A 9,823-nucleotide genomic window follows, 5' to 3' on the forward strand; every position below is an offset into this window, starting at 1 on the left:
CCTCATGGGCGCAGCAGCACAACGACGGAGCGCGGCCCGACCGTGTAGCACTGATCGGTGAGCGGCTGCTCCTCGCCGGCGGAGGCAATATCGTCGGGGCTGGGCAGCAGCGTGTCGACGACGCGCCGCCACTCGTGGGCGTGACCCTCCTGAATCGTAAACACCAGCGGCTCCCAGTAGGCGTTGATCATCACATAGATGTCCTGATCGTCCTGCGACGCGCCGCGCAGGTAGAACGCGAGGCTGTGCGAGTGATACGACATATCGGGCTGCGCCCTGACGCCGTACCAGCGCACGTCGTCGCGCCAGAAGCGGCTGCGTCCGAGCGAGGGATGCGCCTTGCGAAACGCGATCATCAGCTTAAAGAAGCGAAACATATCGCGATTAGTCTCAAGTCGGCTCCAGTCCAGCCAGGTGATCTCGTTGTCCTGGTTGTATGGATTATTGTTGCCGCGCTGCGTGTGCATGAACTCATCGCCCGCGCAGAACATCGGCGTGCCGTTGGAGAGCATCAGCAGGCTGAAGAAGTTTTTGATCTGGCGCTTGCGCAGCGTCAGAATCGCGGGCGTGAGATCGTCGTCGCCCTCGGTGCCGCAGTTCCAGCTACGGTTATCGTCAGGCCCGTCCTGGTTGTCGGCTCCATTGGCCCCGTTATGCTTCTGATTGTACGCAACCAGATCGTAGAGGCAGAAGCCGTCGTGGGAGGTGATGAAGTTGACGCTCTGGTAGGCGTGATAGGCGCTGGTCAGATCATCGGGGAAGAGCGAGTCGCTGCCGTAGAGCCGTGACATAAGCTGCGGCACATAGCCGGGATCGCCCTTGACGAACGAGCGCAGGTCGTCGCGGAACTGGCCGTTCCACTGGAGCCAGGTGATGCCCGGAAAGCTGCGGCCAAGCTGGTAACTCGAAATATCCCAGGCCTCGGCGATCAGCCGCAGATGAGTAAAGTCGGGGTCGGCGCTGATGTCGGTGATCACCGCCGGATCGTCGAGGTTGACCGAGCCGTCGCTGTTGCGCGTCAGAATCGATGCGAGGTCGAAGCGAAAGCCGTCGATGCCCATCCCTCGCACCCAGCAGCGCATACTCTCGATGATCAGCTTGCGCACGGCGGGCGCGGCGCAGCGCAGCACATTGCCGGTGCCCGCGTCGTCGAGGTAGGTGCCGCGCTCAAGGTCCACGAGGTAGTAGGTATGATTGTCGATGCCGCGAAAGCTGTAGGTCGGGCTGGCCGCGTCGCCTTCGCCGGTGTGGTTATAGACGACATCGAGGATTACCTCGATCCCGGCGGCGTGGAATGCCTGGACCATCTGCCGAAACTCCTCGATCGCCGCCTGCGGTGTTTCTCCGGCGGCATACTGCTGGTGCGGCGAGAAAAAATGGATCGGCATGTAGCCCCAGTAGTTGCCCTCCTGCGGATCGAACTGGAACACCGGCAGCAGCTCCACCACCGTGACGCCAAGCTCCTGAAGGTAGGGGATCTTCTCGATCAGCCCCGCGTACGTGCCGCGCCGCTCCGGGCTGACGCCGCTGGTCGCGTGCTGCGTGAAGCCCCGCACATGCAGCTCATAGATGATCGTGTCCGACGTATGGCGCGGCTGCTCATCGACCAGGGCCGCGTTTCGGCTGCGCGACGGAAGCACGCCGAGCGGCGCCTGCCCGACGTTGGAGCCGGGCCGCTTGGCGGCCTCGCGGCTAAACCTGGGCGGGAAAAACACGGCGGGCGCGTAGGGGTCAAGCAAGACTTTTAGCGGGTCGAAGCGATGCCCGGCAGCGGGATCAAATGGGCCGTCGATATGATAGGCGTAGTACTGCGCCTCGCCGATCGCGGCAAGCGCGACGCGGCAGTGCCAGATCCGTCCTGTCTTGTTGACCAGATGGTGTAGCCGCACGCTGTGGAGCGCGTTCTCGAAATCGTCTGCGCCGTACAGCAGCAGGGTTACGCCCGTGGCGAAGCGTGAGTAGAGCGCGAAGTTGTAGGCTTGCTCGGCTTCGATCCAGGCGCAGCCGAGCGGCGCGGGCGTTCCTTCAATGGCCGTCCAACGATTCATACATGCCTTATGTGAGTTTGGGTTGACGAGGTGGATTTGTGAGAATTCACGTTGCTTCATTGCAGCCGCTACTGATTCCTTAGATGTCGCGCCAGTGTAGCGCCAGGAACGTGTTGCTGTCAAGGGCGATCGCATCTCCAAACAGACCACCTTGACTCGTAGTGTAAACTGATGATGCAAGGATCAACTGCCTCGTTTCTCCATACCGAATCTACGATTTTACCGCAATCTACCCGGCGCTTTCTTCTGTTCCTTGCGAGAGAAGAAAGAAGACCATATGAATCGACTTCCGCGCCCGCTCGCACGGCAGGTAGGGTTGATTGTCCTGATGTTTGGTGCCGCGATCGCGCTTGGCGTCACGCTCGGCTGGCTGTTGAGCCTGCGTATTCCACGCCAGACCGGGCAGGCGGTGCAGGCAACATCTGCCCAGTCCACGGCGGTTGCCAGCCCAAGCGCTCCGCCCGGGTCGACTCCCCTCCCCGCTGCGACCGCTCCACCGGCGACCGAAGTTGCCGCCGCGCCGACGACGATTCCATCGGCGGCCAGCCTGTTTGGCCCGACAACAGAGTTTACGGTCGGTCCAGCCAGCGCGCCAGGCAGCGTGCCCACCGCCGCCAGCCCGTTTGGCCCGACAACCGCGTTCACCGAGGGCAGCGCCAGCGCGCCAGGCAGCGTGCCAGCCGCCTCCCCAACCATCGCGCCGACCGCAGCCGCGCCGCCGACACCCGCGACCGGCAGCGTGGATCAAAACGCGCAGGCGTTGCTGAGCCAGGTCGCTGCCGCCGAGGCAGCGCTGCGCAGCGGCCAGCTCGAAGCGCTGCTCGACTACGGCCAGGGGGATCGCGCGCTGGCGGATGTGAGCTTCGACTTTGGCGATACGCAGCATCCGCCTAGCCTCAGGCTTAAAACCACCTACCAGGGATCTACCCGCTCTCAGGCGATCGAGAAGATCGCCATCGGCGAGCAAAGCTGGGAGCGCCAGGGCGATCAAGCGTGGATCGCTGGCGCTCCGCCAAGAGGGCTGTGGGATCAGGTGCAGTTCTTTCTGCCGCACGCCGCGTCGGCCTCCGATCCGCAATTGACCGGATCGGACACGCTGCGCTGGTACGATGCTGCCACGGATTCCGATGTGACCCTGGTGCTCGATCCCGCAACCGGCACGCCCCGCGAGCTACAGCGCCGCACCCGCCGCACCGGCCTTCAGTTGACCATAACATATCGAGGTTGGAACACGGCGGTCGATATTCGTCCGCCAGCCGGAGCCTGATGCGCCGTCAATATGGAAGGAGAAATCTCATGCGCCAGCTCATGAATCTCATGGTGTTACTGCTGCTCATGGTCAGTCCGCTCGTCGTCGCCGCGCAGAGCGGCCCGCAGCTTAAGGTAACGGCTCCCGCCAGCGAGGCAGCGATCAACGGCACGAACGTGATGGTCGAGTTTCAGGCGACAGGGATCACGCTGGTGCCCTCGACGGTGCCGCTGAACGAGGCCGGAAAACGACCGGATGCCAATCGAGCGGGCGAGGGTCATCTGCATTTGATGCTTGATCTCCAGCCGCTGATTGTCTGGGAGCGCGCTGAGCCTTACCGCTTCGAGAACGTGCCGCCCGGCGAGCATCAACTGATGGTCGAGCTGGTGAACAACGATCACTCGCCGCTCTCACCGCCGGTCGTCCAGCAAATTCGTTTCCGCACGGCGATGATGATGCCTGCGACCGGCACAGGCCGCTGGCAGATCAATGCCGCCTATGTGCTGCTCGCCGTGTTCGCGCTGCTCGCGCTGAGCGCCGGGCTGATCGTGCGCCGGAGGAGCATGCCGCGCACCCGTTGACAGCAGCGTCGACCTCAAGCCGCGTAACCAGCCTGAGCCGCCACGCGCACCCGTGTCGTGGCGGCTCGATCATAGTTGCGCCACGTGACAAAGCGGCACTGCCTGCATTGATCTGTATGTAATCAGTTAATCGGCGCGTCGCTCGATGATCTACTCGCAGCGCCGCAATACCGAGGCCGTGGCACTCGTCTGATAACAAAACTGATTGTCACCCTCTCAACAATTTGTATCTGGTACTTGAGTAATCGTTGGTCGCCTGGCATATTTCCAGAAGTCGTGGCTGCGAGTAGGAGCAGCCACGATTGTATCAGCTTGCCTACACTCAGTACAATCGAATGTACCCCCCTGATTTGGAGTCGTCCATGCCAACCTTGTCGAGCGATCGTGTCCGTTGGTTCGCTACCGCTGGCGTCCTTGTGCTCGTGGTCTTGATCCTGCTAACCTCGTTCTCTAAATCGAGCGCTGCCGAGGACGCTACGCGGCTAGTGAAAGCAGATGCTTTGGTTGCTCCGTCAGAACTACCTACGACGATCAGCGTGGCTCCGCAGACAACCGCAGCCCGGATCGGCGTGGACGTTATCGGCGCTGTTCAGCAGCCGGGCGTATACTACCTGGATGACCCGGCGCGGATCGCCGATGCTGTCGCTGCGGCTGGCGGGCTGGCTCCCGACGCGGATCGTGAGCGGATCAATCTGGCGGCGCGCGTGAGCGACGGTCAACAGATTCGCGTGCCGCGCGTCGGCGATGATGCGCAGCCGAGCGCAGCAGCGGAGAAGTCCGATCGCAGCCCGGCCTCATCTGCCGCGATCAGCATCAATCGAGCCGACGCGACGACTCTGGCGGGCCTGGCAGGTATCGGGCCGACCACCGCCGAGGCGATCGTTGCGTATCGCACGAGCAACGGTCCCTTCAAGCGGATCGAAGACGTTCAGAACGTCAAGGGGATCGGCCCGGCTTTGTTCAGCAAGATCAAGGATCACATTAGCGTTGATCCATAGTTTGGTGGCGAAGTGTGCGGATAGCAGGGCGTCGGCACTTGCCACCTCGCGATAAGGCACATGCGACGTACAAAAATCGTGGCAACGCTCGGTCCGGCGAGCGATAGCGAAGAGAATATTCGCCGATTGATCGAAGCAGGCGTCGATGTGATGCGGCTGAATTTCTCACACGGCACCCACGAAGAACACGCAGAGCGCATCGCGCGAGTTCGGGCACAGTCTGAGGCAGTGGGCAAGCCCGTCGCTATTTTGCAAGATTTACAGGGGCCGAAGATTCGTACCGGCGCGCTCAAGGGGCGCATGCCGGTGCTGTTGCAGGATGGCGCGTCGTTCACGATCACCACCGAGCCGACCGAAGGCGACGCGCGCCGGGTTTCTACGACCTACCAGGACTTGCCGCGCGATGTGCAGCCGCGCGATCGGATTCTGCTCTCCGATGGCCTGATCGAGCTACAGGTCACGGCGGTGCGCGATAACGATGTGGTGACGCAGGTGGTGCAGGGCGGCTCGCTGCGCGAGCACCAGGGGATTAACCTGCCCGGCACGGCGGTCAGCACGTCGGCGATCACCGAGAAAGATCGTGAAGACCTGGCGTTTGGCCTGGCGCATGGCGTAGACTTTGTGGCGATGTCGTTCGTGCGGCGCGCGGCAGATGTGCTTCAGCTCAAGGATCTGATCGCGGCCCACGGAGCCACAACGCCGGTTGTCGCCAAGATCGAAAAGCCCCAGGCGCTGGACGACCTCGGCGCGATCCTTGATGTCACCGATGTGGTGATGGTGGCGCGCGGCGATCTCGGCGTGGAGATGCCGCCTGAGAGCGTGCCGCTGGCGCAAAAGACGATCATCCAGGCGGCCTCCGATCGCAACGTGATGGTGATCACGGCCACGCAGATGCTCGAGTCGATGATCCATCATCCCCGTCCGACGCGCGCCGAGGCCAGCGATGTCGCCAACGCGATCTTCGACGGCACCGATGCGGTGATGCTCAGCGGCGAAACGGCTGTCGGCGAGTTCGCGATCGAGGCGGTCCAGATGATGCACCGAATCGCCGTCACCACCGAGCAGAGCGAGCGCTACAAAGAGCAGAGCGATCTGCTGCACCGAATCCACCATACGAATCGCCCCGCCGACTCGTCCCAGGCGATCAGTCATGCCGCCCGGACGATCGCCAGGACGCTCGACGTTCGCGCGATTATCGCCTTTACTCAGTCGGGCTACACCGCGCGCATGGTTTCCAAAGATCGCCCGCCGGTGCCGATCTTTGCGCTGACGCCGGAGCCGCATGTCGCGCGGCGGCTGGCGCTCTACTGGGGCGTCAAGCCGCTCATCTGCCCGCCCTTCGAGCGACTGGACGACCTGACGGCGTATCTGCAAAAGATGTTGCTGGAATATCAGTATGTGCAGAGCGGGGAGCGCGTGGTGATGACCGGCGGGCATCCGCTTCCAGCGCGCGGCGCGACCAACTTCATCAAGATCGTGGATATTCCCTAGCGGGGCGTGAGGCTGGGGGCAACTGATCCAAAGAACGAGGGAACAAGGGAGCAAACAAAGAACCGAGAACAAAGAGCCGGGGGTGTGGGGGCGCTCCTCCACGCATTCCCGCTCTGATATGGCCCTATCGCCGATAGCCCGCCGTGTACTCTCAACAGTATACGGTGGGCTATTTGTCAATGCGTAGCTCATTCCGTATAATGCAGCAATCTTATTTGCCTTCATTCTTTTTTTACCCTTATGCAATTATTGAATAGACCATCACAACGCCTAGCTCTCAACCTACCCGGATTAGCGCCGGAAGGCTTGCCGATCTTAGGCATGGGCGCTGCGGTGACGGGAGCAACCGCGCTGTTTTCGCGGAGGCTGGCTGCGGTGCCGCTGGTGCTGACGCTGGGCGCGGCCTACTTCTTCCGCGATCCGCCACGTGTGCTTCCCGGCGACGCGAGCTTCTTGTATAGCGCGGCAGATGGGCGCGTGCTGCGCGTCGAAGAGGTGGACGAGCCGCGCTTTATCCGGGGCCGCGCGCTGCGCATCGCAACCTTTCTCTCGCTGTTCGATGTCCATGTCAATCGCTCGGCGACGGACGGCACGGTGCGCTATCTTGAGCATGTGCCGGGCTCGTTCGCGGCGGCGTGGGGCGAGGACGTACATGAGGTGAACGAGCGCCAGTACATCGGTCTTGAGACGGCGCACGGCCCCGTGCTGCTGATCCAGATCGCGGGTCTGGTAGCACGCCGGATTGTGTGCCATGCGCAGACCGGCGATGAGCTGCGCGCCGGAGAGCGCTTCGGCATGATCAAGTTTGGATCGCGGACGGATGTGCTGCTACCCGCAGGGGCGGCACGGCCCTTGGTAGTGGCGGGAATGCGTGTCACGGCAGGCATTACGCCAGTGGGGGTTTGGAATGGATAAACGGTGCTGGTTTCCGAACTTGTTGACGACGGCGAATTTATTTTGCGGCTTTATCGCGGTGACGCTGGTCATCCATGCCATGGAAGCAGGCACACAGGGAGAAACATCATTCCATTGGGCGGCGCTCACGATCTGCCTGGCTGCGCTCTGCGATGGGCTGGATGGGCGCGTGGCGCGCGCGCTGCGGGTCACTTCTTCCTTCGGCAAGGAGCTGGACTCGCTCGCGGATGTCGTCTCGTTTGGCGTCGCTCCTGCACTGCTGGTCTATGAGGGCTTCTTTCGCGATAACTCGCTGCCGGGCTGGTGGATCGTGTGGGTGACGATCGCCGGCCTGTTTGTGTGCTGCGGCGCAGCCCGTCTAGCGCGCTACAATATCTCGTCGACCAGCGGCCGTTTTTTCACCGGAATGCCCATCCCTGCGGCGGGCCTGACGATCACGGGGCTGGCGATGTTTCCCTCAAGGCTCAACGCGGCCTTGATGGCGATGATCGTGCTGTTTGCCGCGTTTCTGATGATCAGCACGCTGCGATTTCCTAACCTGGAGAAGCTGATCTTTGACTCGCCGCTGCCGATTCGGCTCTTGCTCTTTGGCTTTTTCATTATCGCGCTGATCGATCCGACCAACTGGTTCTTCCTGCTGCCGATCGCGTACATGGCGTACGGCCTGGGCGATAATATTATCGACGCGCTGCGGCCAGAGGAAGCGTAGCGGAGAACCAAGAAGAGAGGGAACTCGAAACTCGGAACAGGGCAAACCTGCGAGTTGGACGGTGTCTTCTTGCACGCGTCGTTCTTCCTCAGTGCTTGATAATGGCAACCTAGCACGCCATATCGTGCATTGGTATAGATTGGTCAGGAGCTGGTAGGTACTTATGGCGGCACGAGGGCCACAATTTGTTCGTTACTTTGCACCCGTCATTGAGGCTCTTAAAGAATTGGGCGGGTCAGGTCGACCATCAGAGGTGCGCGATGTGATTGCGCAACACTTGAAAATCTCCGAGCAGGAACGTGCCAGCGTCAATAAAAGTGGCGCATCACGCTTTGAGAATCGCGTACATTGGGCACGGTTCTATCTCGCTAAAGCTGGCTACCTAGACTCATCAACTCGTGGCGTATGGAGTTTGACGGAGAAGGGGCAATCAGTCACCAAGATGACCCACGAGGATGCTCTTGCTATTTTTAGCGAACTTCATAGCCAATTTGCCGCTGACAGGAATAATTCGGCAAACGACACACCATCCACCACTATGGCAGAAGCGGATGAGAATATTGCACCTAGCCCCACATTGACGAGCGCAGATAGCTCGTATCGGACGCGCCTTCTTGAACTGCTTCAAGCACTTCCACCCGCAGGCTTTGAGCGCTTATGCCAACGGCTACTTCGTGAGGCCGGATTTGAGCAGGTGGTGGTTACTGGACGTTCCGGCGATGGAGGGCTTGACGGTCAAGGGGTCTTACAGCTCAACCCATTCGTAAGTTTTAAGGTGCTATTTCAATGTAAGCGGTACACTGGTGCAGTAACAGCATCACAAGTACGCGATTTTCGGGGCGCAATGATGGGACGAGCCGATAAAGGCATTATCCTGACCACAGGAACCTTTACCGCTGATGCTCAGAAAGAAGCACTCCGTGATGGCGTGCCGCCTATCGAGTTAGTCAACGGTGAGAAGTTGCTCGATATGTTCGAGAACTTGGAGCTTGGGCTTAAGCCTCGAAAAACCTTTGACATCGATCAAGCGTTTTTTGAACCATTTCAAGCCTAGAAGCAGCGCAACTGTTAAACACAAACAAAGAACAAAGATCGGTGATCTTCACCGTTTCTTTGTTCTTTGTTCTTTGTTCTGCTGCTCCTTGTTTCGTCGCTACTGGCTCTCCTTCGGCTTGGCAAACTCGACGATCACGGTCGTTCCGTTGTCGCTGATCCAGGTACACGTGCCCTTGAGATACGAGCCGACGATCCGCCGAACCACCTGCTGCCCGCTGCGCCGCCCGGCGGTTTCCTGATCGTTGCGCAGGCCGATGCCGGTATCGCGCACGATCATCTGGTAGGAGCGCGCTTTTTCGGTGAGCACGACGTCAACAGAGCCGGTGTGGCCCGGCAAGAATGCATGGCGGAAGCTGTTGGTCAGCAGCTCGTTGAGCACCATCGCCAGGGGCGACACCTGCTCCGGCGGGATCAGCAGCGCATCGCCGGTGACGGTCGTCGTCGCCTGCATATGCGGGTCGTAGAAGGGCTGAATGGTGCGCGCCAGGCGCTCGGCGACATCGCGGAACGGCGCGAGCTGATTCTCGTGCGAGGCCAGCACGTCATGGACGATCGCCATCGAGCGCACGCGGGCGGTCGCGCGCTGCAAGACATCCTGCGACGATCCCGGCTCGGCCCGTGACAGCTCCATCTCCAGAAAACCGCTGATCGCCGCGAGATTATTACGCACCCGATGGTTTAGCTCCTGAAGCAGCGCGGCCTTGATGTCGGCATCATCACGGGCTTGCTCGTAGAGCTGCGCGTTGGTTTCGACCATCATCGCCAGCTCGGCGGAT

9 protein-coding genes are annotated in these 9,823 nt (G+C 61.0%); 7 read left to right on the top strand and 2 right to left on the bottom strand.

What is annotated here, in order from left to right:
- Window positions 1-2: 2 nt before the first annotated feature.
- Window positions 3-2,048: an isoamylase gene (locus tag VFZ66_04720; protein ID HEX6288469.1), complete on the bottom strand. Its 2,046-nt coding sequence runs from the start codon at window positions 2,046-2,048 to the stop codon at window positions 3-5.
- Window positions 2,049-2,325: 277 nt separating this feature from the next.
- On the opposite strand from VFZ66_04720, the gene VFZ66_04725 reads away from it, so the two are divergent.
- The 7 genes from VFZ66_04725 to VFZ66_04755 all read left to right on the top strand — a co-directional run bounded on the left by VFZ66_04725 (window position 2,326) and on the right by VFZ66_04755 (window position 9,045).
- On the top strand, window positions 2,326-3,315 hold the full coding sequence (locus tag VFZ66_04725; protein ID HEX6288470.1) for a hypothetical protein: 990 nt from the start codon (window positions 2,326-2,328) through the stop codon (window positions 3,313-3,315).
- Window positions 3,316-3,344: 29 nt separating this feature from the next.
- Window positions 3,345-3,878 (top strand): hypothetical protein, encoded by a 534-nt coding sequence (locus VFZ66_04730; GenBank protein ID HEX6288471.1) that lies wholly within the window; start codon window positions 3,345-3,347, stop codon window positions 3,876-3,878.
- Window positions 3,879-4,414: 536 nt separating this feature from the next.
- Window positions 4,415-4,876 (top strand): helix-hairpin-helix domain-containing protein, encoded by a 462-nt coding sequence (locus VFZ66_04735; protein HEX6288472.1) that lies wholly within the window; start codon window positions 4,415-4,417, stop codon window positions 4,874-4,876.
- Window positions 4,877-4,936: 60 nt separating this feature from the next.
- Complete coding sequence (gene pyk / locus VFZ66_04740; protein HEX6288473.1) at window positions 4,937-6,367, top strand: pyruvate kinase; 1,431 nt, start codon at window positions 4,937-4,939, stop codon at window positions 6,365-6,367.
- A 240-nt stretch (window positions 6,368-6,607) separates the two neighbouring features.
- A complete protein-coding gene (locus tag VFZ66_04745; GenBank protein ID HEX6288474.1) occupies window positions 6,608-7,282 on the top strand; it encodes a phosphatidylserine decarboxylase in 675 nt (224 codons plus the stop codon).
- Window positions 7,275-7,991 (top strand): CDP-diacylglycerol--serine O-phosphatidyltransferase, encoded by a 717-nt coding sequence (gene pssA / locus VFZ66_04750; GenBank protein ID HEX6288475.1) that lies wholly within the window; start codon window positions 7,275-7,277, stop codon window positions 7,989-7,991. Before VFZ66_04745 ends, pssA begins: the two co-directional genes overlap by 8 nt.
- Before the next feature lie 163 nt (window positions 7,992-8,154).
- The gene (locus VFZ66_04755; protein HEX6288476.1) at window positions 8,155-9,045 is read left to right on the top strand and encodes a restriction endonuclease; all 891 of its coding nucleotides are present in this window, start codon (window positions 8,155-8,157) and stop codon (window positions 9,043-9,045) included.
- 99 nt (window positions 9,046-9,144) lie between these two features.
- Here VFZ66_04755 and VFZ66_04760 read toward each other — a convergent pair.
- The coding region (locus VFZ66_04760) for a sensor histidine kinase (GenBank protein ID HEX6288477.1) at window positions 9,145-9,823 on the bottom strand (679 nt) is incomplete at its 5' end.

This window comes from Herpetosiphonaceae bacterium, assembly GCA_036374795.1.
Classification (GTDB): Bacteria; Chloroflexota; Chloroflexia; order Chloroflexales; family Kallotenuaceae; genus LB3-1.